Origin of the sequence: Wolbachia endosymbiont (group A) of Andrena hattorfiana (genome assembly GCF_947179565.1) — a bacterium.
Lineage (GTDB): Bacteria > Pseudomonadota > Alphaproteobacteria > Rickettsiales > Anaplasmataceae > Wolbachia.
This window is the reverse complement of record NZ_CAMXBT010000001.1, coordinates 17773-39432: the sequence shown is the minus strand read 5'-3', so window position 1 is coordinate 39432 and position 21660 is coordinate 17773. Positions and strand designations below refer to the sequence as shown.

Here is a 21660-nt window from a genome sequence, read left to right as displayed (position 1 = left end):
TATTACTTGTCGTGCATTATCTTAATATAAATATTAATTTAGTCATAAACTATTGACGAATGATGATAATCTAGTTATTATTAAATTATCATTAACAAGTGAAGTAAAAAATGCGTACATCAAATCTTGGTCCTTTAATTGCTGTTTTATCATTATCTGCATTTAGTTTCACAGCTGGTCAATATCTTCCTTATGTTATTACAGCAATTTCTGGTTCTGGTGCCATTGCAGCAGTTCCTTTAGCAATTTTTGCTGTTTCTACGGTTGTTGCATTGGCTTCAGTGATATATCTTGTTAAACTTGCCGTTTCTAGAGCTACTAATAAGAAAGAAGCAGGTCTTAGTAGAGAGGAATCTGACCAGCAACATACTGAATGTCAAGAACCAACATATGGTACTAATCTGGAAAGTAAACCAATTGGAGAAGAATTTAATAAGCTTGTTAAGCAAGATAGTGAAACACAGACGGAAGTGGTAGATTCGGAACATGTTGATACTAATCTGCAGCTTACTCCTCAACAATCTCTGCTAACATTTGGTGCAGCAATTCCTCCATTAACTGGTACTCCACCACCACCTCCTCCTATGCCAACTCCTGAGCAATTGAATCAAGCAAATGGTGCACCAGCTCCCAAGCTTACGATGCAAACCAAGGATGATGATATGTTCGCAGGGATAAAGAATGTAAAACTAAAGGAAACTGGTGGTCCTAGTATGCCTAAAGCTAATAATGATTTGCTTAAGGCAATAAAAAAAGGAACAAAACTCACGAACAAGAAAGAGTCTGACAAGAGGGAGAAAGAGAGGTTAAATAAACTGGAAGATGTGCAACCAAAAAATCTTATAGATGTTTTGTCCAAAACGCTTCAGTCTCGATTCAAAGCAAATTATTCGAGTGATAGTGATGACGAAGATGACGATCAAAATCGTACACCTAATAGTGAATGGGAAGATGAACATCAAACACCTCCAAACCACCAATCAGACGATGAAAAAGGAACAAGCACTCCCGAGAGTGGTTATAGATCTGATGATGATGTGGATCAACAATATCCTAAAATTGCAGCTTTGCCAAGCAACCAACCAAATACAGAAAAGCCACCAATACCTCCTAAGCCTGCTAATTTACAAACAGGACCTCAAGCTCCTCCTGCAACAACAGTGACTGAGGTGAATAGTGAGGTGAAAGATCCATCTACTCTTCCTTTTAAGGATCGCAAGGCACAGTTTGAGGGCAAATGAATTTCTTCCATTTGCCCTCTTCACAAGTAGCTATACAACAAAGCCCACTGGGATCCAGAAAAAAGGATGATGTCATCCAAGTAGCTGACACTGGTTCCTTTATGACGGCAGTGCCCAGACACTGGTTCACTCTATAATAGTATCATTCCAGTGCCCCTTTCTCCTGTCATCCGAGTAGCTCCTTTCTTGTCATTCCAGTGCGTGACACTGGAATCCAGCCTTTTCATAATCATCAAAACGTTGTATTTTAACATAAAACGGCTACTTTTACACTCACCAACTTAGCTAGATCCCAATGTCTGGGCACTGGGATGACAAAAAAAGGAGCACTGGAATGACACCTCTCTTGGGCTCTTTTAGCTACAAATATTTAAGAAATTTACCAAATAAAAAAAAAGGCAAAAAAATCCCGTAGTGCGAGTTTTGACCCTCTAATACTTTAAATTGGCGCTGTAATAATGTGCTGACGCTTAGTTTAAGCGCGGTTTGGCTGAATGTAGAAAAAATTTAAAAGACATGTAGCCGCTATAATTTTATGTAATCCGCCAAAAAATACCCTAAGTTTTTTACTGAATTTTGTCATTGAGCCTGCAGGTCAAAAACAAGTTTTGAGTTATAAATACCCTTATTATCGTAATAAGGGGGCTGGCGGAGTTTGTCAAGTGGTTTTTTTGTTTCATCCAACGCGCTGCCAAAAGTTTGTTATGCAAGAATGCATAGTATCCTAGCCATTTCTCTCAGATTCACTCAAACTTAATCAAGTAGGAGTATTATTAACGCGAAAAGGGTTCAATTAGAGACTTAAGTGATATGGCGCGTGAGGAAGATATAAACCAATTAGTAGAAAATGGATTTGATATTAACTCAAAAGATGCAAGTGGAATCACTCTCTTGCATAAGTTCACAAAAGAAGGTGATTTAGTTGGAGTAAAATCATTGCTAGAGCACGAAGCTGATTTTAATGTCGTAGACAACGAAAATAGAAACCCACTGCATTACGCCATTATGCATGGACACAAGAAAATTGCTAAACTTTTTGTTAATCAACTGACAATCAATTCCAAGGATAAAAATGGATTCACTCCACTGCACCTTGCTGCACTACAAGATGACACGGAATTAATAGATTTTTTGATAACAAAAGGCGCAAAAATTAATGAAAAAGACGCTAAAGAGGGCTATACTCCTCTTCATATAGCTTCACTATACGGTTCTAAAAAAAGCGTCCAAATTTTAATTGATAGCGGAGCAAATCTCGAATGTGAAGATAACAATTTTCGCACTCCTTTGTTTTTAACTATCTATCAATGCACTGCACATTATGACAGCAGAGCAGAAATTATAGAATATCTGATAAAGAAAGGTGCAAATATAGAAGCCAAAGATGCAGAAAATAGCACTACGCTTTTCCTAGCAGCGTATAACAACAAAATGCAAATAGTAAAGCTTATTGCAAAAAAACAGCAAGCAAGTAACGATAAAATTAAACTTAAAGAGTTTTTTTGCACAAAAAACAACCATGGTTTTGATGCACTAGATTGCGCTATTGAGCATAATAATAGAAAAATGGTAACATTTCTTGTATCAAAAGGAATAGATGCAAATGATCAAGATTTTAATGGCAACGCCAGGCTGCATAAAGCTAGCCATAATGGTAACACTAAAACAGTTAATCTCTTATTGAAGCTTAAGGTAAACATTAATGCTGTTACTAAATGTAACAGAACTCCCTTGCTACTGGCAGTTAAAAAAGGCCATACAAAAATTGTGAAAATGTTATTGGAAGTTAGAGCCAATATGAACATTTGTGAGCAACAAGGTTTTGCACCTCTACATCTTGCTGTTCAAAAGGATTATTTTGATATAGCTCAGCTGTTAACAGAAAAAGGTGCAGACCTTAACATTAAGTGTAATAACGGTCATACCGCAATAGATATATTCATTAGCAAGGCTCATAGCAAAAAAAACATCGAAGAAAATTACAAAAAATTTTGTAGATTTTTGATGCTTTACCTGAAAGAGCTACATAGTAAACACAAAGCCTGTTGTATACTTTCAACCCTAGCTCTAAGCTTAACAATTATAGGCTTACCATTTATTTTTAAGCCTATTATTAAATATAGAGAAAGAAGTAAAATATATAAAAAAACTAAGGCTATGCTGGAAAACTTACTCTACATTTAAGTACAAGAGGGGCGAACAAAAAAAACATATAGCCAGTGCAGGTCAAGCTAATATATGACAATTATCTGTTGAATGAAAATGAGATTAAATACATTTTTAATATTTTTATAGAAATCTATTAGTATAGATCTATATGCTGTTCTAATGGCTATTTTTAAATGCTTAATACTCCTCTTCATTATTTCTTGCACACACCTGCCTACTAAGCAACATCTCACTAATATAGGCAACGAAGATCATCATGATATAGGTGAGCACGATTATTCGTTGCAGCAATACAACACCTCTTTGGAGATTAATGAACCGGCAATACCAGAAATTATGCCTTTACCAATAGAGTTTCCCGATCTCACAATCAGTAATCAGCTTATTTCTATTAATGTTAGTGAAGAAGTATCAGTAAAAGATTTGCTGATTGAGATAGGAAAACTTTCTGACGTTAACTTGGATATAGACCCAAAAATATCAGGTAATATTATTTTAAAGCTAAAAGATAAGAATATAAATGAAGTAATTCAGAGTATAGCAAATAGCGCCAAATTGCGTTACTCAACAAGCAATGGTGTAATTAGAATTGAGCAGGACTTGCCATACGCGCAAAATTATTACGCAGACTTCATTAATATTCAACATTCTGCTCAAAGCAGTTTCGTCATTAGTAACAATATTACTAACAGTGATGGAAGTCACACTGATAGGGACTATAACAATGTTATGAAGTCTCAATACAGTAGTGACTTATGGAATTCATTAGAAAAAGGCTTGAATGCAATAATGGATGTTAACGGGGTGGATGATGGCGAATTCCTTTCATCCAACAGAGAAGCTGGTGTTATTATTTTGAATGCTAGAAAAGATATCCATAAAGCTGTTGAAGAATATATTAACAAGGTTAAGAAATTAGCATCTTCTCAAGTAATGATAGAGGCAAAAATAGTTGAAGTTGTGTTAGATGACAAATATCTTTCTGGTATAAACTTAAATGACTTACGCGATGGAACTAAGTCTATAATAAATCAAGATAACTCCATTATTAACCTAGCAATGAACTTTGATGCGAGTGATCTAGGAGATTTAGTAAAAAATTTAGACAAATTTGGCGCTTCAACTGTAATTTTAAGCCCTAGAGTACATGCTATAAATAATCAGCAAGCGATGATTTCATTTACCAAAAACCACATTTATTTTACTTCCGATATACAAAAAGATACTAGAAACTCTAATCAGACCTTAATTACCAAGATGAATAGTGTTCCAATAGGTGTTGTGCTAATAATCCACCCAAGCATTAACATTGATACTAGTGAAATATTCATGGATATACATCCAACTTTATCAAGAATTAACGGCTACATTAAAGATCCAGATATAGAGTACATCGCACAGCAGAGTAAAATGAAATTAAATAGCGACATTCCAATTGTTGAAATCAGAGAAATGAACTCTATGTTAAAAATTAAGAGCGGTGAAATTATGGTAATCGGCGGGCTTATAGAACATAGGGAAGATAAGCAAAGCTTTAAAGCTACATTACATCAGAAGTCAAAAAGGCTAGCGAATAACATTAGAACAGTAGAAACTGTCATTTTTTTAAAAGCAACAATCGTACCAACATTTGGTTTGTTAGATAGAAAAGATAAGAATTTATATATATATTAAATCACTACTAAAAATTAAATATCAAACCAACTTCAATATTGTGAGTAGATATGTCATCTGCAACAGGTATCGGAACGCTAAAGTAACGATAGCCGAGAAAGGTTTTGACTTCTGGGATTATTGAATAGTTAATACCAAGCTTTATTTGATAAGCAAACCAAGGAACATTAAGTGGCATTGAACTTTGGGGTGATCCATTAATTCTTTTTAATCTAAAAACCGTTGGTCCTATACCAAGGCCGATGTATGGAGCAAATTGCGTATCCTGAAAGCTGGGATTATAATATAAGTTTAACAAAAACGCAAATATACTTGCTGATTTATCAAATACCAGAGGAGAATTACTATTTTCAATATTGGCTCTAGAATACATGGCTTCAAAATCAACTCGGCCATTTTCTCCAGCATAGTAACCTAAAGATATGCTGTTAACCCATTGGAAATCAATTTTACCATTAAATTCTTTTATGCTTTTAATTTCATCTCCTACTATGTCTACAAAAAAACCATAACGGCTTTTAGCCAAAATAAGAATTCTTCTTCCTATTTCTTGTATACCCTTAACAAATGTTTCTGAATTGTCATAGTATGTTTTACCACCGTTAGCACTAACATAAAAATCAAGTTTTTTTGATTTTTCTTTTGTAGGCTGCTCATTATCAGCTTGATCTGCAATACGTGACCACATATTTTTCTGATCAGCTACTTGGAGAATAGAAGGTTGTTCAGTAGGACTACTTTCAAGTTCTTGATATTTTAAATCATTTATTAGTATTTTTTTCTCAGTAACCTCTTCAGAATGCATTACATCTTCATTATTGTCCGTTTCTAGTTTTAAGAGTTGTACTTGCTCAATGTGTGTATTACTAATGTAAGTAATAAAAAAATAGACACATGAAATGAAAATCAAAAATAAAGTAATAGATATTTTAGTTATCACAAATGAACCCATAATTATCATTTATAGTATAACTACTATATCATATATTTCTTTAATGTACAAAATTAAGAAAGAATATTTCCAATTAGATAATTATTTTCCACTGCTTTAACATTAACTTTCACAATACTCTTGGCTTGAGCTTTTGATTCAAGCTTTACTAATGCAAAATTTTCTGTTCTACCGACATTATTTTGCTCAACCAGAACACTTTGTTCAGTGCCTATCAAAGATTGATAAAAGCTACTCATCATTTCTCTATTCATTTCTCTTAAATTTTTTACTCGTTCTTTACGCACATTCTCTGGTACTTGTGGCATTCGTGCAGCAGGTGTATTCTTCCGCTCTGAATATGGAAAAGCATGTAGGTAAACTATATTTGTTTTTTTCAGTAAATCAACTGTATCCTGAAACATTTCATCAGTTTCTGTTGGAAATCCAGCAATAATATCAGCGCCAAATGCTATATTAGGCCTCAAGCTCTTCATTTTATGACAAAATTCTATTACTTGTTCTCTGTTGTGACGACGCTTCATTCTCTTTAGTATTAAATTATTACCAGATTGTAGACTCAAATGTAAATGAGGCATAAGTCTTGACTCATCAGCTATTAAATCCATTAATTCGTCGTCAACTTCAGCAACATCGATAGAGGAAAGTCTTAGCCTCTTCAACTCTGGTATATCTTTTAAAACTCTCCTAATCATTGAACCAAGTGATGGCTTAGCAAACAAATCTGTACCAAAGTCAGTAATATCAACACCTGTAAACACTACTTCTTGATATCCATTTTCTACAAAGATCCTAATTTGCTCTATAATACTGTTTATTGGCACAGATTGATTATTCCCTCTTGCCTCAGTAATTGAGCAAAATGTGCAGCTATGATTACAACCATTTTGAATTTCAATAAATGCCCTTGATTTATCTTCAAATCTATTAATTAGAACAGGTTCTGATTTGTTTACTTGGTTATCACTGACTAAGATTTTATCGTCATTTAGTAAGTAATTTTCAGCTTTTAGCTTATCTTGATTACCGAGCACTTTACTTACACCAGGAATGCTACTGTAAACTTCTGGATCCAACTGAACAGCACAACCAACTACGATAATTTCTTTACTTGGGTCGTTTTTATAGATCTTACGTATTTTTTGCTTTACCTGACGTTCTGCTTCGTTTGTCACTGCACAGCTATGTACCACAATAACATTTTTTCTTTCTGCTTTTTTTAATGCTTCTTTGATTAACTCACTCTCGTAAAAATTTAGACGACAACCAAATGTTATCACTTCATTCATGCTAGTATTTTTTAGACCTTACAATTTAAATTATATCATACATCCAAGCAAAGTCATTAAGCCTCTTGCATGACCATTGTTTTGGTAGGTAAATGCTATGCAAGCAGCAGACACTGGGATGGCTTTGTTGCATAGCAACGTAAGTTTTTTCCAGAGTAAATAATTTTATGCGACTATTTCAAATTTAGGCATACCAATTGCAGTAAATTTGTTCATTAAGTAGCATTTAATAAGTAGTTCCTTCTCTCTATTTGTCTCAGATTTATTCTTAAAACTAAACCCAAATATTCGCTTCAACCTTGAGAAAAATCCTTCAATATACGATCTTTTTCCGTAATTTACTTCTTCTTTCCATCTTTTTATACCATTCTCACCATGTAATTTCATTAACTGAATAGCGGTATTTCTATCAAGCATATAATCCAATTTTGGATGCTCTGCTGCGTTGTTTTTCGGAGGAATTTTCGTTTTTATGCCATATTGATTACACAGCTTATAGAGCTTTTTTCTATCATATGCCCTATCTGCATATAGTGCTTTTATAGCATATTTAACATCAAATTTCCCCAATGCTCCATAGTGATCAGAGTAAACGCCATCACTGTATTTTGTAGCTATGACTTGTTTGCTCAACATTATGTGCAATTTTCTTACTTGTTTATAGCCGCGGTACTCTCTATCTTTGCTATTCTCTTTGCTGTGTGTTGTTGTATATACTAATTCCTGTACTGTCTATAGCAATTTCGATATCTTCCATGTTATTTTTATCAACTCTGCAATCATTGATCTTAATATCAAGTTTCTTTTGATGCTTGTGAATAGCTGCAAATTTTTTCCTATTTGTTCAATGTATCCCTCGAAAAATCCCACTGTTTGTCTCAAACCTATTCTGAATAGATGGGTTATTATATGTATCAAAATTACCACTTTGTTGCTGTAAATATTGTTGCCACCCTACATTTTTGGCCCAATTTCATACCAATTTTCTATGGCTTCGTTGATATAATGAAAAATATTTCCTCTTTTTTCTAGAAATTTGTTATATTCATGGCAGTTACTGACTCTCATTTTTTTTGGCATATTTATCCTTAAATCGTCATTTTATAGTGAATTTAGTCAGTAATCACTAGTTTTTCTGCTGCTATGCAACAAAGCTCACTGGGATCCAGGAATTTTGATTGGATACTGAGTTGGTGAGTATAAAAGTATAGCTAACGCGAGCTCTGCGTCATGCCGCCACGGTATCTCAGCAGATCCCGCTAACAAGCAGCGGGATGACGATTGTCAGGGTGTCATCCCAGTGCCCAGACTACTTGGATCCAGAAAACTTAACTTTAAATAAGTGGCTGCATAATAAAGACTAGATTCCAGTGTCAAGCACTGGAATGACATCATCTTGGATAGCGTCACGCACTGCCCAGTTCATGCTAGCCATAAATATTTAAGAAATTTACCAAATAAAAAAAAAAGGCAAAAGAAGCCCCGTGGTTGGCTAGTTACTTACATTATACTTTCAAGTATGGCGTTTTTTTATTCCAAACGTCTAATAACCGCGACTCAGCTGCTTTTAAATGCAACTAACCTAAATTATAAACGTTAAGAAATTTACTGAGCGGAAAAAAAGGCAAAGAAACCCCAGGGTAGCTAGTATTCAAATTCTCCCTTGTCTATTTGACGTCTTTTACTGTCTTAAACGCTTTATAAGCGCGTTTCGGTTTGTATAGGTAGAAACCTAAAGTTTTACAAAGACATGAGGTGCACATAGTGCAAAAAATTAAGCATGATTTACGCCAAATACATTAAGTTTTTTTGTCATTAATCCACTGCAGAGATTGCGAAGTGAAATAAAATAGCTTCAGTTTCATGATAAGGGGGCTGGCGGAGTTTGTCAGGGAAGTTTTTCGTTTCTATGTTGTCAGCTACTTGCATGACGCCACTTGCCACCTGTTAATTACAACGTTCGTACAGATGTATGCTTGACATAGGATCCAGAAAATTTAGTTATATATAGGAAAATCTGAGTTGACTACACCAACTCACGTTCAGCAAAAAAGAAAGCTATCTCCTTACGAGCATTTTCTAGACTATCCGAGCCGTGAACTCTATTTTCACTAATGTCATCAGCAAAATCACCCCTGATTGTACCTTTATCTGCCTGCTTTGGATCGGTAGCTCCCATGATTTGTCTGTATTTACTTACTGCATTTTTACCAACTAAAACTTGAACTATCACAGGACCAGAAGTCATAAACTCTACCAATTCCCCAAAAAAAGACCTATCTTTATGAATTTCATAAAACAGCTCTGCTTGTTTTTTTGTCAGTAACATCATTTTTTGTGCTATAATTTTGAGCCCAGAGCTTTCAATGTATGAATTTATCTTGCCTGTAATATTATTTTTTACTGCATCAGGTTTTAATATCGAAAGTGTTCTCTCAATTGCCATATTATTTCCTTATATAAAATAGTATATTTATAGTATATTTATAGATTTATTTTATTGTAAATTTTGATTTGATAAAAGCAGTTTTTTATTTATAGTTAAGGATAAACCATCAAGGAGGTATTGTATGGGTAAATGTTGTAAAAATAACACTACCAAACAAGCTGAATCTACTGCTAAAAAATTGGTCAATAACTTGAAATCGTCAATTTTTTGTGGAACAAAAGGGTTTTTAACTTTTAATTTGGCTTTTTTAAGTTATTTAGAATATGGTATGTGTGGCTATATTCTACAAAAACAAGAAAAAAGTAACGATCAATACACGGAGCTAAAAAAAGGTGCTGCTTTTGCAATGAAAAGAAACACTATTCCATTTCTTGAAATGACAATCATAGCACCGCTTGTTTGTTTTGCACTGCCAGCTATGCTAGGCAATATGAGCCTCATGCAATGCGCACTTTTATGTGCTGCCTTAATGATTGCCACATGTTTTATTGTCAGAACTTTTCATCTGTGTGAGAAGTTAATGGGAAAAATCACTAACCATAGTAGAAAAGAAATAGACGCGGAATTTAAGAAAGATACTATAAAATTTCCTATCTTTGATCAAAATAGAAAACACACCGAGTATAATTCGCCTAACTCAGGGCGACCACTGGATGAAACAAGTAGCACCCCTCTTTTTGTTGAAGTTTCACTTTTTCCCCTAAAGGTTCTTTTGAAGGTCCTGCAAAGTTGTATAATGCTATCTTTAGCTGCTGTTGAACTTCTTGAAACGGTACCAAGTCTTTTTGTCGATACATTTTTCGATTGGAGCTTCACATCCACCAAGAGTAACCTGCAGAGATCAGGCCATTTATTGTATGCCAGTGTGAGAAATTTAGTGCCTATAACTAAATTTGATGAGTGTGTAGCTAATTTTATAGGCACCCCAGAAGTAACTTGTTGTAAGTAGTGCATAGGTGAAAAAGGCTGTCATTTTATTTAACCTTGGTGGACCTGATTCACTGAATTCGGTCCGTCCTTTTTTATTTAACCTTTTTTATGACAGAAGAATAATCAGTTTACCAAACCCTTTTCGGTTTCTTTTAGCAAAGTTTATATCCGCAAAACGAGAAAATACTGCACAAGAAATATATGAGCAAATTGGAGGTAAATCACCAATTTTGGATAATACGAAAGCACAAGCTAATGCTTTAGAACTAAAATTAAATGAAGATAGAAACCATGTACACAAGGTATTCATTTGCATGCGCTATTGGCATCCATTTGCTGACGAAGTTGTTAAAAGTGTAAAACAGTTTGATCCTGATGAAGTAATTTTGCTGCCACTATACCCTCAATATTCAACTACCACAACTTTGTCATCCATCGAAAATTGGCAAAAAAATGCTAAAAAGCATGGCCTAAAATGCAATACAAAAATAATTCATCATTATTATGACAATGAAAACTTTATTGAGGCTCATGCTAACTTGATAGCCAAGTACTACAAATTAGCCAGCAGGATTGGTAAGCCAAGAGTCCTATTTTCAGCTCATAGCTTGCCCCTTAGCGTTATTAAAAAAGGCGACCCTTACGCTTCACAGGTAGAAAGAAGCGTAGAGTTAATAGTAGAAAAGTTAGCTATCAATAACTTAGATTGGTCAATATGTTATCAGAGTAAGATTGGTCCTGTAAAATGGCTAGAGCCAAGCACTGAAAGTGAGCTATCACGTACAAAAGCTGATGGTGTACCTGTAGTTTTATCACCTATATCTTTTGTTTCTGAGCATTCAGAAACTCTAGTTGAACTTGATATAGAATATAAAGCAATTATCAAGGATGGATATTATTTTTGCGTACCAACTCTCAGTATTGATTCCTTGTTTATAAAATGCTTAGCCGATTTATGCATAAATCACCCTTAAAGTCCTGATTTATAGGGCTTTTCTTCAAGGCTTTTATGTGATAGAATAAAAGGGAGTTATTATTTTGTTAACTATTTCATGCCAAACAAGCTAAAAAAGAAATCTAACATACTCGCACAAAAGGTGCATGATATTTATGATCATGATTTCAGGAAGGTAATCTGCATCACAACAGGTTTAACAGCCCTATTGTGTAAGATTTCACTGCAATTTTGCTGCGAGTTCATTGACAATAATAGATCCAATATCTTTCTTATACGGAATGTTGCTCGACTAGTAACGTTTCCGACATCTATTCTATATATTGCCCATTCTGCATTTACTCTACAGGATCTAATTAAGGATTACAGAAACCCTGAGAGTAAAAAAGAGCTGGCAAAAGTTGTGGGTAAATCGGCTAATCTTGCAAGCAGCATCATAGAAGCATTGATGATGTTGAAAGTCATCCATTTTTTTACTAGGGGTAATGCAGACGTAATAAGTCACATTCACTTAACATCAACGATCCTATTTCTGTTTATTTCAGAACCTATAAGCTACTATTATTCATGGAGAAAATACCTAGATAATAAGGATCCTGAAAAGTCTGCTAAGTGTAAGAAGGACCTTATTATCAGCACATTAACTTTGTCATTAGGTTTGTTAAACTTCATATTAAAAAGAATGGAGACTGCAACCATACCAATAAACTTAGGTAATGGTATAATCTATAATTTCAACTTAAGCGTAACGGTTAGCATAATATATAGTGCAGTATTTCTGGCAGTTCAGCTTGACAAATTGTTTCAACAACCTGTCAATGATGATCCTTCCACTGAACTTGATAATGCTGGCCATAACCATATTCAGCCCGGTAATAATCTGCCCGATGGCAACGCTGTGGGAATGTAAGGGTTAGAGGTGAAAAGATTTTATTTCTACTGCCAACGCTAGTACTGCTAATTTGCCAACAATACTCCAAAGTGACAGAATTTTACCTTCCACAACCTGGCTAACATCATGAAACTCACAGTCAGTGGCATTCAAGCTAGAATATACATCTTTCCTGCTATTACATCGGTATAAGTAACATGTTGGAGTATCTCCTATATAGTATATTAGCGGTTCTGCAGAACTGCTTTTAAATATGTCAATGGTTGGTACACCTTCTTGTATAATAACGCTATTGATTGCTATTCCTTCTTTTATCTTTTTCATTTTATGACGCTTTTTTTTATTGAGATTTAATATTTCCTCTCCACTTGTTGCTGTTATAATGCCCATCCCATATGTGCCATTGCTTGCTTTGATAAAAATGTAAGGTTGTGTTTTTATTTCATATTCCTCATACTTTTTTTGCACTAGAGATAATATTTGGTCAACTTTAGTCGCTACTGCTCCTAGTGATGAATCATCATTAAAGTCAACTCCATTACAGCTTTCTGTAAGCACAGAAATAAGCCATGGGTCCATTTTAAATTCGCTACAAAATTCGGACGCTAATTCTTGATAGATTTCAAAATACTTAAATTTCTGTCTGCTATGCCAACCGTATAGTGGGCTTGGTACTATATCTTGCTTTACGTCTTTTAGCGTGTCTGGAATGTGGCTCGTCATATCACGATTTAGTATAATAACATCAGGCACAAATCCTGAAGTTGTCTTTAGCAGAGAGTTTTCTTTCACGATAGTTTCATATGGTTCTATTAAATTATATGCTTCGTTGTGAAAGAGGCCAATTCTAGTTTCAAAACCTGCGAGCTGCAGTACTTTCTCTATAACAAATACGTTTTCTATATACATTTTATTTCGTGTGTAATTCTCCGGTATTATAAGAGTCTTTTTATATTGTTTTGTTTCAAAATAACTTTTTATTAGTTTTGCTGCTGTTGCTCTTGATGTCTCACTTAGATTGTTGAACCCTGCAGGAAATAAATTAGTGTCCACTGGGGCAATTTTGTAGCTGGAGTTTCTAAGATCTATAGAGCTATAAAATGGCAATGTAAGGCTGTTAAATTTTGCCTCAAACCAATTACTTATACTTTTTTCCAAATCTGGGTGAATTATGTTTTGCATCTACACTTTAAATGTTATAAAGAAGGTATTATATTATAAGCTATAATTAAACATATTTAGCAAATTTGACTAAAGATTAAAGTATAATGAGATTCTTATTTAAAGTAATAGAAAAATGATTCAACACGATAACAATAAAATGTATGGAACTACTATACTGTCAATTAGAAAAGATAAAAGCGTAGTAGTAATAGGTGATGGACAGGTTTCACTGGGCCACACTGTTATAAAATCCGGAGCAAAAAAAGTTAGGCGTCTTTCTGGTGATTCTGTAATTGCCGGTTTTGCTGGAGCAACAGCCGATGCATTTACTCTCTTTGAAAGACTAGAATCTAAACTTGACAAGCACCCAGGGCAATTAATGAGAGCATGTGTTGAACTTGCAAAAGACTGGAGAATGGATAAATATCTAAGAAAATTAGAGGCTATGATGATTGTTGCAGATAAATCTATTTCATTAGTAATTACGGGGACAGGTGATGTTCTTGAACCTGAAGATGGAATCGCAGCTATTGGCTCTGGGGGAAATTTTGCTCTATCTGCAGCAAGAGCTTTAATTGACATTAAAGGAATATCAATAGAAGAGATTGCAAAAAAGGCTATGAAGATAGCTGGCGATATATGTGTTTATACAAATCATAATGTAGTTATTGAAAAGATAGAGGAGTGATATGTCTTCCAAGCAAAAAACTTTGTGCACTAATTTTTCCAATCAGCCTATAACCCTTTCAGAAGGGCGGCCTTGTAGTAGTGACACCTATGATGAAAAAAATGACCTCTATAAAGATACTAAGAGTGGTTTTGATTCAAATGACAGCAATATTCAAGTTAATGACAGTACTCAAGTTTTGTTAGATGACCTGCCACCACAGAAGATAGTTAAAGAATTAGATAGATTCATAATCGGACAGGATGATGCAAAGCGTGCTGTTGCTATTGCGCTCAGAAATCGTTGGCGTCGCAATCAGGTTTCATTTCCATTGCGTGATGAAATCATACCTAAGAATATATTGATGATCGGTCATACAGGGGTTGGTAAAACTGAAATAGCTCGCCGCTTAGCAAAACTTGCCGGTGCACCGTTCATAAAAATTGAGGCAACGAAGTTTACTGAAATAGGATACGTTGGACGTGACGTTGATTCGATAATACGCGATTTAGTTGATGCAGCAATAGTTTTAGTTAAAGAGAAAGCCCGTAAAGCCTTAGCTAACAAGGCTTTAATTTTAGCTGAGAAAACAATAGTAAACTCTATGGTAGGCGAAAATGCAACTGAAGAGAGTAAAAAAATTTTTAGAGAAAGGTTGAGGAATAAAGAGTTTGAGGACGGAGAAGTTTCTATTAACGTCAGAGAGAGCAAGAGTATGTTACCTACTTTCGATATACCAGGCATGCCAGGTGGGCAAGTTGGTGTGATGAATGTAACAGAAATAGTGGGCAAGATGTTTAACGGGAGCAAAAAAACAAAAACTATTACGGTGAAGGTAAAAGAAGCGCGTGAAATATTAATTAATGAAGAAAGTGAAAGGCTAATGGATGAAGATAAGATAATCAAAGAAGCCATTGATCTTGTTAGTAATGACGGTATAGTATTTTTGGATGAAATAGACAAAATTGCAGCGCGTACAGAAGTAAAAGGTGAAGTAAACAGAGAAGGAGTGCAACGCGATCTGTTACCACTACTTGAAGGAACAACTGTTACAACTAAGTATGGCCATGTAAAAACAGACTATATATTATTTATTGCATCTGGTGCTTTTCATCAGTCTAAACCATCTTACCTCTTACCGGAATTACAGGGCAGATTACCGATCAGGGTAGAACTTAAGGCACTTACTCAAGAGGATTTAATAAGAATATTAAAGGAACCAGAATCTAGTTTGTTAAAGCAGTACATAGCTTTAATGAAAACAGAAAATGTGACGCTTGAGTTCACTGATGATGGTATAAAAACCATAGCTGAAATAGCGTTTACAGTTAATAGGCAAGTGGAAAATATAGGCGCAAGAAGGCTTCACACTATCATGGAGAAGCTTTTAGATGAAATAAGTTTCATTGCTTCTGAGAAAAATAGCGAAAAATTCATTATAGACAGCAAGTATGTAAAAGATAAACTTGAGTCAATTTCGAAGCAGCTTGATTTATCTAAGTTTATACTTTAGGAAAAACAAAAAGCCTACTTTAAGTAGTATAGAGAGTGTTCAGAAGGTCAGCCAGTAAACCTAAAATTTCAGCTATATTCTTTAGGCTGTTTTTCAACAGTAGAATGGTGTGCTGCGACCTCTTGCTTAATATCTAAGCTTAAGTCAATTATTGAGATATTTTCTTCATCATAATCTATGTCTTTTATTAACATATCGTCAGTAATAGTCAAAAGGTCAGGCGGAGAAAGAATAGTTCTTTTATTACCAGCTCTCATTCCCACAACTCCAAGCTCTATAGCAAGTGGTATTTTTTTATCGCCAACTCTAAATTGCACTGTTTGATCTTTAACTATATATTCCCCATTATGCTCCTTTACGCTATATTTAACTGATATCTCATCACTGCACCTTACTTGTTTTCCAGTCTTGTTAATTAAGTCATTAAAAACCATCAGATTATTCACTGAGTCGGGATATTTATCCTTTACTTCTATCAATTTGACGTAATAAGAATTAAAATTCATTTTGTTATCATTGGCAATAGTAACTACACGCTCTCCGCCTTCTTTCATACCTATCACCCCTAAACCCACTTCTTTTAGGTCATCTTGACCTATTTTCAAAGTAACATCAGAAACTTTGCTAGGGAGTGTTGCTGAGTTATTATTAGAAATTTTATATATTTGCAATAGGACTTCCATGCCACAGAAAGCCTTGCTGCCACTGCCTTCAGTAATTTCATAAAAATTTATCGAATCTTCTTCCTTTTGCTGCGTCATTTCTTCTAAATATTCTGTTAGCCCATGCTTTTCAATATAGCGGTCGAGTGCTGATTCAAGTATTGGCTTCACTAGATAATGTGCTATTGTCTGTATCAAACCACCATGCGTGGCACTTATCTCATAAAGCTTGTCCTTTTTTCCCGGTTTACCTTTGTTTATATAGACAATAGTAAACATAAAAGCAGAGGTTAAAGTGAGAATCATTACTATGGAAATAAGCATTTGTAATATAATTTTTCTAACCATCTTTCTTTACTTGATTCAATAAATCATATAAATAATTAGTATCCCCTGAAAGTGCACTCAAATTATCCAAGCCTTGTTTAAAGAGGGCGTCTATATAGTCCTCTACTTCACTTTTACCAAGTACAGACATTAGATTATTTGTTTTATCTTGTTCGTAATCTTCAATATCATCCTTAGCTTGAAAGATAAGCCCTAGGTTTATCCCGTAGTTATATAACGCTTTACGTTGCTTATCTGTAGCATTCCCTATTATAGCACCTATTTCACATGAAGCTGCAAATAGTTTTGCGGTTTTCATCAAATGAATTTCTTTTATTTTGTTAAAATCTGTACCAATATCTAAAATCTGTCCTCCTACCATTCCCCTAATTCCTATTGCCTGAGAAAGAACTTTCATGATTTCACAGCATTTCTCATTTAACGAAGATAATACCTCAAAAGCCAGAGTAAGTAGTGCATCTCCGGTAAGCACTGCTGTTGCTTCATCAAATTTTTTATGGCAGCTTAACTGGCTTCTGCGAGTATCACTGTTGTCCATGCACGGTAAATCATCGTGAATTAGAGAGTAAGCATGAACAAATTCAATTGCTGCAGCAACTGATATTACTTTTTTAGCTTCCGCGTTAAACACTCGCGATGAAGCTACGACTAAAAAGGAGCGTATATGTTTTGCAGGAGCAAGGAGTATATAACGCATAGCTGATATAAGCTTATTCTCGCTATTTTCTGGTAAAAGTTTATTTACTTCTACAATAAGCAAATTTTTTGTTGTTTCGTCTAGCATTTTTGAATTGTTAATTGTTTAGCACGTAACGCTAGCCAGCTAGGGCAGTAGAAAACTTTGCTGTAGTTTACCAGTTATAAAAGATATTGCAAACATAAAAATTTTTTATAACATCAAAGAATAGGTTATTTTTTTGGTAAGAAATGTGAATAGCGAACTAGCAAAGAGCACTAGAGAAGACATAGAAGAGAAAGTGAAAAAGATTATACTAGAGCACATTAGTAAGGATGTAGAGAAATTCAACACCTCTTCAAGGCTTTCGGAGCATGGTGCAGACAGTTTAGATGCAGTTGAAATCATCATGGCAGCAGAAGAAGAGTTCGGAATAGAAATTCCAGATGAAGACGCACAAAAAATGGAAACTATGGAGCAAATAGTTGAGTACATTAATAGTAAAAAAGGCTAATAGTGAGTGTAAATGAGCAGAAGAGTAGTAGTCACTGGTGTTGGTTTAATCACTCCACTAGCGGCAGATGTTGACAACACTTGGTCAAGGCTGATAAAAGGCGAGTCTGGCATAAAAGCAATCAATACAGATAGATTTGACTCTTCTGATCTTGCTTGCAAGGTTGCAGGGCAGGTGCCTGTGCAATCCGATAACATTGAGAATTACTTTAATCCTGTAGGTTATATTTTTGAAAAAGATCTAAAAAGAACGGATCGTTTTATTCATTACGGCATTGCAGCAGCGATTCAAGCTGTGGAAGATTCATCTTTAGAAGATTCAAAAGTAGATAGAGAACGTGTTGGCGTAACTATTGGCTCTGGTATAGGTGGTCTTCCGTCAATTCAGGAAAATGTTATTACCATGCAGGAAAAAGGGCCCAGACGTGTCAGTCCATTTTTTGTCCCTGCAAGTCTAATAAATTTGATATCTGGCCATATTTCTATTAAATACGAATTTACAGGTCCAAACGATTCAGCAGTAACCGCATGTGCAACAGGTGCGCATGCAATCATAAATTCAGCAAGAACTATAAAACTTGGTGAAGCGGATATTATGATTGCAGGTGGAGCAGAAAGTGCACTGTGTAGAGTTGGAATTGCAGGTTTTGCGTCTATGAAGGCATTATCAATTAAATTCAATGATAAACCGGAAGAAGCTTCAAGGCCATGGGATGCAGAACGCGATGGTTTTGTTATGGGTGAAGGAGCAGGTATATTGGTGCTGGAGGAATACGAACATGCAAAAAAAAGGGGGACAAAAATACATGCAGAACTTACTGGATACGGACTCACAGGAGATGCGCACCACATTACAGCACCACATCCAGAAGGAAGAGGCGCATTTAAGGCAATGCAGCTTGCCTTAAAAAGTGCGCAAATTAATCCAAATCAAGTAGGATATATCAATGCACATGGAACTTCAACGCCACTTGGAGATAAAATTGAAGTAATAGCAATGAAACAGTTATTTGGTGACTACGTTTATAAAATACCTGTTTCTTCAACTAAATCTTCTATAGGACATTTACTTGGTGCTGCAGGGAGCGTTGAAGCAATATTCAGTATTCTTGCATTAAATAATGGAATTATTCCGCCAACCTTAAATTTACATAAACCTTCAGAAGGATGTGATTTAAATTTTGTACCGTTTAAAGCTCAGGAGCATAAAATTCAATATGCACTTTCTAATTCGTTTGGTTTTGGTGGCACTAATGCATCGCTCATCTTTGGACAAGTGTAATCAATTTTGCTGCTGAATAGCTAAAATGTACGAACATTATGATCTGTGATAGCTATATTATCTGTAATTTGCCTTTTACTGTCGGTTTACTATACTTATTTGGTAAGATCTAGCTTAATTAAATGCACAAAATATTAGTAAGTAGTAACCATAAACCTCTGGTCGGAAAAATCAAGATTAATGGCTCAAAAAATGCTGTTTTACCAATAATGGCAGCAAGTCTATTGAGTAGCTTCTCGGTAATTTTGCATAATGTACCTGATTTAATTGATGTGCATCTAATGTCTAAGCTGCTTGAGAGTCTTGGAGCGAAAGTGAATTTTACACACAATAAAGATTATAAAGCAAATCATACTTTGGAAATTGATTGCAGTAATATCAACAATCACGTAATGTCACACGAAACTGCAAGTAAGCTGCGAGCATCTCTTTTAATGCTAGGTCCAATTCTCAGTAGATTTGGTAAAATCACAACAGTCTTTCCTGGTGGATGCAATATCGGAAAGCGTCCCGTTGATATGCATATCAAAGCATTAGAAGAAATGGGAGCTAAAATTGAAGTTGAAGGCTGTAATATAATTGCAACAGTGAAAGGAAAGCTACAAGGAAAAGAAGTTATACTTGAGAAAATAAGCGTTGGTGCAACAGAAAATGTAATAATGGCAGCAACACTTGCAGAAGGAGTGACAATAATAAACAATGCTGCAACGGAGCCGGAAGTTCTTGATTTAATAGAGTTCCTAAAGAAAATGGGTGCTAATATTGAGATTAGTGATACAAGGATCACAATAACAGGAGTTGAAGCATTAAATGGATGTGTTCATAAAATAATACCAGATCGCATAGAAGCAGGCACCTATGCACTAGCTGCTATAATAACCGGTGGTAAGTTGGAGTTAGAAGGAATAAGTCTATCTGATATAAGATGTATTGTGAATGAATTGAAGGCTATAGGGGCTAATGTTGAACTATATAATGAGGGGGTTATGATTTCCAGAAAAAGTTGCTCTATTAGGTCTGCTAACATTGCAACAGATCCATACCCCAACTTTCCCAGTGATATGCAACCACAACTGATGTCTGCAATGTGCATCGCTGATGGGATATCAGTAATTGAAGAGAACATTTTTGAAAATAGATTTGCACATGCAGATGAATTGAGAAAGTTAGGCGCTAATATCAGCATCGAGAAAAGCAAAGCTACTATAAGTGGAATAAAAAGCTTATCTGGAGCTAATCTGTGTGCCACTGACTTAAGGTCAACAGCAGCTTTGGTACTTGCTTCTTTGGTAGCTGGTGGAGAAACTACAATAAATAATTCGCATCATTTATGGAGAGGATATGAAGCAATGCACGAAAAACTCAATTCATGTGGAGCTGATATCTCCATTTCATCTTGAGGATATTTTATGAATGAAGCAACTAAACGAACTACAGTAAAAGAAATAGATGAAATCTTATATGAAGAACATAAGGTATTAGACCATGGATTTATTCGAGTAGTGGATTATATGGGCTCTGATAGCGCTATAGTTCAAGCTGCTCGTGTTTCTTATGGCAAGGGAACAAAACAGATAAGTCAGGATGAAGCACTTATAAAGTATTTAATGAGACATCATCATACAACTCCATTTGAAATGTGTGAAATTAAGTTTCACGTGAAACTTCCAATTTTTGTTGCAAGGCAATGGATAAGGCATAGAACTGCAAATGTGAATGAATATTCGGCAAGATATTCAATACTTGACAATGAATTTTATATACCAAAACCAGAACAGATTGCAAAACAATCTGATAATAATAAACAAGGTAGCGGTAAAGCTTTTGATCCGGATACCTCAAAGGAAATAATAGATTCTCTAACAAATGACTCTAATTTAGTATATTCTCATTATGAGAAATTTATTGAGCAGGGGATTGCAAGAGAAATTGCCCGAACTAATCTAACGCTTAATTACTACACGCAATTTTATTGGAAAATAGATCTGCATAACCTCCTTCATTTTTTGAAGCTTAGAGCTGATAAGCATGCCCAATATGAAATCAGAGTTTATGCAGAAGTTATGCTGGATATAATAAAAAAATGGGTCCCATTGGCCTACAATGCCTTTGTCGAATATTGCCTAGAATCAGCTTGTATTTCAAGAACTGGTCTAGAAATAATTCGCAAATTAATTAAAGGGGAAAACGTTACCAGAGAAGAAAGTAATATTGGTAAAAGAGAATGGGACGAGCTGATGTCTATACTTGATAAACAATTTTAAAGATAAAGGCATACGCGTCA

At 34.9% G+C, this 21660-nt stretch carries 19 protein-coding genes and 1 pseudogene; 12 read left to right on the top strand and 8 right to left on the bottom strand.

Going from position 1 to position 21660, the window contains the following annotated elements; translation table 11 throughout:
- Nucleotides 1-110 precede the first annotated feature (110 nt).
- Nucleotides 111-1241 carry a hypothetical protein gene (locus OM966_RS00205; RefSeq protein ID WP_264328377.1) on the top strand — a complete coding sequence of 377 codons (1131 nt, stop codon included), beginning with the start codon at nucleotides 111-113 and terminating at the stop codon, nucleotides 1239-1241.
- Between the two features lie 131 nt (nucleotides 1242-1372).
- Here the strand turns inward: OM966_RS00205 and OM966_RS00200 are convergent, their stop codons facing one another.
- Nucleotides 1373-1495, bottom strand: a complete 123-nt coding sequence (locus OM966_RS00200; protein ID WP_264328376.1) for a hypothetical protein — start codon at nucleotides 1493-1495, stop codon at nucleotides 1373-1375.
- A 556-nt stretch (nucleotides 1496-2051) separates the two neighbouring features.
- Here OM966_RS00200 and OM966_RS00195 point away from each other — a divergent pair.
- Both OM966_RS00195 and OM966_RS00190 read left to right on the top strand, forming a co-directional pair.
- Nucleotides 2052-3425 carry an ankyrin repeat domain-containing protein gene (locus OM966_RS00195; RefSeq protein ID WP_264328375.1) on the top strand — a complete coding sequence of 458 codons (1374 nt, stop codon included), beginning with the start codon at nucleotides 2052-2054 and terminating at the stop codon, nucleotides 3423-3425.
- A gap of 144 nt (nucleotides 3426-3569) precedes the next feature.
- On the top strand, nucleotides 3570-5084 hold the full coding sequence (locus OM966_RS00190) for a type II secretion system protein GspD (RefSeq protein WP_264328374.1): 1515 nt from the start codon (nucleotides 3570-3572) through the stop codon (nucleotides 5082-5084).
- A 7-nt stretch (nucleotides 5085-5091) separates the two neighbouring features.
- Here the strand turns inward: OM966_RS00190 and OM966_RS00185 are convergent, their stop codons facing one another.
- From OM966_RS00185 to ndk, 4 genes and pseudogenes are all read right to left on the bottom strand, one after another.
- Entirely contained in the window at nucleotides 5092-6024 is a 933-nt protein-coding gene (locus tag OM966_RS00185) for a P44/Msp2 family outer membrane protein (protein WP_264328373.1), read from the bottom strand.
- A gap of 65 nt (nucleotides 6025-6089) precedes the next feature.
- The gene (gene mtaB, locus OM966_RS00180) at nucleotides 6090-7325 is read right to left on the bottom strand and encodes a tRNA (N(6)-L-threonylcarbamoyladenosine(37)-C(2))-methylthiotransferase MtaB (RefSeq protein ID WP_264328372.1); all 1236 of its coding nucleotides are present in this window, start codon (nucleotides 7323-7325) and stop codon (nucleotides 6090-6092) included.
- A 165-nt stretch (nucleotides 7326-7490) separates the two neighbouring features.
- Nucleotides 7491-8405: pseudogene (locus OM966_RS07455) on the bottom strand (IS5 family transposase).
- A 946-nt stretch (nucleotides 8406-9351) separates the two neighbouring features.
- A complete protein-coding gene (ndk, locus tag OM966_RS00165; RefSeq protein ID WP_264328370.1) occupies nucleotides 9352-9771 on the bottom strand; it encodes a nucleoside-diphosphate kinase in 420 nt (139 codons plus the stop codon).
- Between the two features lie 124 nt (nucleotides 9772-9895).
- On the opposite strand from ndk, the gene OM966_RS00160 reads away from it, so the two are divergent.
- The 3 genes from OM966_RS00160 to OM966_RS00150 all read left to right on the top strand — a co-directional run bounded on the left by OM966_RS00160 (nucleotide 9896) and on the right by OM966_RS00150 (nucleotide 12569).
- Nucleotides 9896-10723 carry a hypothetical protein gene (locus OM966_RS00160; protein WP_264328369.1) on the top strand — a complete coding sequence of 276 codons (828 nt, stop codon included), beginning with the start codon at nucleotides 9896-9898 and terminating at the stop codon, nucleotides 10721-10723.
- Between the two features lie 7 nt (nucleotides 10724-10730).
- On the top strand, nucleotides 10731-11678 hold the full coding sequence (gene hemH, locus OM966_RS00155) for a ferrochelatase (protein WP_264328368.1): 948 nt from the start codon (nucleotides 10731-10733) through the stop codon (nucleotides 11676-11678).
- 78 nt (nucleotides 11679-11756) lie between these two features.
- A complete protein-coding gene (locus OM966_RS00150; RefSeq protein ID WP_264328367.1) occupies nucleotides 11757-12569 on the top strand; it encodes a hypothetical protein in 813 nt (270 codons plus the stop codon).
- A 3-nt stretch (nucleotides 12570-12572) separates the two neighbouring features.
- On the opposite strand, the gene gshA is transcribed toward OM966_RS00150, so the two are convergent.
- A complete protein-coding gene (gene gshA / locus OM966_RS00145) occupies nucleotides 12573-13733 on the bottom strand; it encodes a glutamate--cysteine ligase (RefSeq protein ID WP_264328366.1) in 1161 nt (386 codons plus the stop codon).
- Between the two features lie 115 nt (nucleotides 13734-13848).
- Here gshA and hslV point away from each other — a divergent pair, with 115 nt between their 5' ends.
- Both hslV and hslU read left to right on the top strand, forming a co-directional pair.
- Nucleotides 13849-14403 carry an ATP-dependent protease subunit HslV gene (gene hslV, locus OM966_RS00140; protein ID WP_096617344.1) on the top strand — a complete coding sequence of 185 codons (555 nt, stop codon included), beginning with the start codon at nucleotides 13849-13851 and terminating at the stop codon, nucleotides 14401-14403.
- A 1-nt stretch (nucleotide 14404) separates the two neighbouring features.
- Entirely contained in the window at nucleotides 14405-15895 is a 1491-nt protein-coding gene (hslU, locus tag OM966_RS00135) for an ATP-dependent protease ATPase subunit HslU (protein ID WP_264328365.1), read from the top strand.
- A 68-nt stretch (nucleotides 15896-15963) separates the two neighbouring features.
- Here hslU and OM966_RS00130 read toward each other — a convergent pair whose 3' ends face one another.
- Nucleotides 15964-16905: an FKBP-type peptidyl-prolyl cis-trans isomerase gene (locus tag OM966_RS00130; protein ID WP_264328364.1), complete on the bottom strand. Its 942-nt coding sequence runs from the start codon at nucleotides 16903-16905 to the stop codon at nucleotides 15964-15966.
- A complete protein-coding gene (locus tag OM966_RS00125) occupies nucleotides 16898-17689 on the bottom strand; it encodes a polyprenyl synthetase family protein (RefSeq protein ID WP_264328363.1) in 792 nt (263 codons plus the stop codon). The genes OM966_RS00130 and OM966_RS00125 overlap by 8 nt, the downstream gene beginning before the upstream one ends.
- 145 nt (nucleotides 17690-17834) lie before the next feature.
- Here OM966_RS00125 and acpP point away from each other — a divergent pair, with 145 nt between their 5' ends.
- The 4 genes from acpP to thyX all read left to right on the top strand — a co-directional run bounded on the left by acpP (nucleotide 17835) and on the right by thyX (nucleotide 21640).
- Nucleotides 17835-18095: an acyl carrier protein gene (gene acpP / locus OM966_RS00120; protein ID WP_264328362.1), complete on the top strand. Its 261-nt coding sequence runs from the start codon at nucleotides 17835-17837 to the stop codon at nucleotides 18093-18095.
- A gap of 12 nt (nucleotides 18096-18107) precedes the next feature.
- On the top strand, nucleotides 18108-19376 hold the full coding sequence (gene fabF / locus OM966_RS00115; RefSeq protein ID WP_264328361.1) for a beta-ketoacyl-ACP synthase II: 1269 nt from the start codon (nucleotides 18108-18110) through the stop codon (nucleotides 19374-19376).
- A gap of 122 nt (nucleotides 19377-19498) precedes the next feature.
- Nucleotides 19499-20776, top strand: a complete 1278-nt coding sequence (gene murA, locus OM966_RS00110; RefSeq protein ID WP_264328360.1) for a UDP-N-acetylglucosamine 1-carboxyvinyltransferase — start codon at nucleotides 19499-19501, stop codon at nucleotides 20774-20776.
- Between the two features lie 9 nt (nucleotides 20777-20785).
- The gene (gene thyX, locus OM966_RS00105) at nucleotides 20786-21640 is read left to right on the top strand and encodes an FAD-dependent thymidylate synthase (protein WP_264328359.1); all 855 of its coding nucleotides are present in this window, start codon (nucleotides 20786-20788) and stop codon (nucleotides 21638-21640) included.
- The last annotated feature ends 20 nt before the right edge of the window (nucleotides 21641-21660 follow it).

Excerpts from the sequence above, each read along its gene's own strand:
- OM966_RS00205 (WP_264328377.1), top strand. The coding sequence starts at position 111 with ATGCGTACATCAAATCTTGGTCCTTTAATTGCTGTTTTATCATTATCT.
- OM966_RS00200 (WP_264328376.1), bottom strand. The coding sequence starts at position 1,495 with ATGTTAAAATACAACGTTTTGATGATTATGAAAAGGCTGGATTCCAGT.
- OM966_RS00195 (WP_264328375.1), top strand. The coding sequence starts at position 2,052 with ATGGCGCGTGAGGAAGATATAAACCAATTAGTAGAAAATGGATTTGAT.
- OM966_RS00190 (WP_264328374.1), top strand. The coding sequence starts at position 3,570 with ATGGCTATTTTTAAATGCTTAATACTCCTCTTCATTATTTCTTGCACA.
- mtaB (WP_264328372.1), bottom strand. The coding sequence starts at position 7,325 with ATGAATGAAGTGATAACATTTGGTTGTCGTCTAAATTTTTACGAGAGT.
- ndk (WP_264328370.1), bottom strand. The coding sequence starts at position 9,771 with ATGGCAATTGAGAGAACACTTTCGATATTAAAACCTGATGCAGTAAAA.
- OM966_RS00160 (WP_264328369.1), top strand. The coding sequence starts at position 9,896 with ATGGGTAAATGTTGTAAAAATAACACTACCAAACAAGCTGAATCTACT.
- OM966_RS00150 (WP_264328367.1), top strand. The coding sequence starts at position 11,757 with ATGCCAAACAAGCTAAAAAAGAAATCTAACATACTCGCACAAAAGGTG.
- gshA (WP_264328366.1), bottom strand. The coding sequence starts at position 13,733 with ATGCAAAACATAATTCACCCAGATTTGGAAAAAAGTATAAGTAATTGG.
- hslV (WP_096617344.1), top strand. The coding sequence starts at position 13,849 with ATGATTCAACACGATAACAATAAAATGTATGGAACTACTATACTGTCA.
- hslU (WP_264328365.1), top strand. The coding sequence starts at position 14,405 with ATGTCTTCCAAGCAAAAAACTTTGTGCACTAATTTTTCCAATCAGCCT.
- OM966_RS00130 (WP_264328364.1), bottom strand. The coding sequence starts at position 16,905 with ATGGTTAGAAAAATTATATTACAAATGCTTATTTCCATAGTAATGATT.
- OM966_RS00125 (WP_264328363.1), bottom strand. The coding sequence starts at position 17,689 with ATGCTAGACGAAACAACAAAAAATTTGCTTATTGTAGAAGTAAATAAA.
- fabF (WP_264328361.1), top strand. The coding sequence starts at position 18,108 with ATGAGCAGAAGAGTAGTAGTCACTGGTGTTGGTTTAATCACTCCACTA.
- murA (WP_264328360.1), top strand. The coding sequence starts at position 19,499 with ATGCACAAAATATTAGTAAGTAGTAACCATAAACCTCTGGTCGGAAAA.
- thyX (WP_264328359.1), top strand. The coding sequence starts at position 20,786 with ATGAATGAAGCAACTAAACGAACTACAGTAAAAGAAATAGATGAAATC.